This is a genomic window from Leyella stercorea, from assembly GCF_019052365.1.
Taxonomy (GTDB): Bacteria; Bacteroidota; Bacteroidia; order Bacteroidales; family Bacteroidaceae; genus Prevotella.
In genome coordinates this window covers 1-973 of record NZ_JAHQUY010000175.1, presented here as the reverse complement: position 1 = coordinate 973, position 973 = coordinate 1, and the positions used below count along the sequence as shown (strand labels likewise).

The 973-nt window shown below is 43.3% G+C and carries 2 protein-coding genes and 1 pseudogene; 2 read left to right on the top strand and 1 reads right to left on the bottom strand.

Annotated elements, in window-relative coordinates:
* The first annotated feature begins 87 nt into the window (after positions 1–87).
* Complete coding sequence (locus tag KTQ90_RS13465; RefSeq protein WP_106813439.1) at positions 88–420, top strand: DUF3408 domain-containing protein; 333 nt, start codon at positions 88–90, stop codon at positions 418–420.
* Positions 421–578: 158 nt separating this feature from the next.
* Positions 579–704, top strand: coding sequence for a hypothetical protein (locus KTQ90_RS13910; RefSeq protein ID WP_302180518.1), 126 nt, complete (start codon positions 579–581; stop codon positions 702–704).
* On the opposite strand, the pseudogene KTQ90_RS13460 reads toward KTQ90_RS13910, so the two are convergent.
* Positions 642–893: pseudogene (locus KTQ90_RS13460) on the bottom strand (recombinase family protein); the annotation flags it as partial. The gene KTQ90_RS13910 and the pseudogene KTQ90_RS13460 overlap by 63 nt on opposite strands.
* Positions 894–973 lie beyond the last annotated feature (80 nt).

Below are 973 nucleotides of genomic sequence, written 5' to 3'. Positions count from 1 at the left end.
CCAAGCCAAAGAAAGAGTTTAAGGTGCCAGACAGTATAGAGGACTTCAATATCCTTGATTTTGTATAACAATAAAATTTAGAGAACAATGGAAAGAAACAGAAAAAGAAAGAATGGTGCGACAAAGGAATACATCAGTATTCAGTCCACAGTGAATGTAACCGTGTCGTCCCAAGCAGAAAAAAGAGTTGGGTATATAGACAAGTTTATGTCCAAAGCCGACTTTACTGCAAGAAACGGTAAGCAAGTCTGCATCAAAGAAGAGACACACGAGAGAATTATGAAGTTTGTGAATGTGGTTGGTAAAGGACAGGCTACTGTAGCAAGTTTCATAGACAACATCATCAACGAGCATTTTGCTATCCATGCTGCCGAAATCAAGGCTGCATTTGATGAGGGACTCAAGGCATATCGCCTCTAACAATAATTTTAAAGTACACCAATGAAAAAGAAAGACTACGGCTAAAATCTCAGCTCGCCACTGAATCCACAAGTCGGCATCATGCCGCATGAGTAAACAAAAGTATCAACCGCCAAACGGGATCATCCAATCCCCAAGGCACAGAAAAAAAACGATTTATGAACAAGAAAAACAGAATCATTCTTCTCGCTGCGATGATTGTCGCAGTCGTATCACAGACATTCGCGCAAGGCAACGACCTCTTCGGACAACGAACCGAACATGAAAAGCACATCGGCGATTGATGTACTTGGGAATAGCTCACCCTTGGAGTCGATCTTTTCTTGTATGGAAATGACCCTTATCACCTTCACCCTGCAAAACTCCAGGAACATCGCCAACTCCCGAACGCCACGCAGCGCATTGCTGAACTTCGAGATGACCAGTTCGTCACCTCGTTCCAGACAATCCATGAGCTGCTTCCATTCAGGGCGTGTCTACTCTTGGCTTGCACTATTTTACCCCAATTCGGGATAAAATAGCGATTAGTTGCATGTGAAGACAGATACACGAG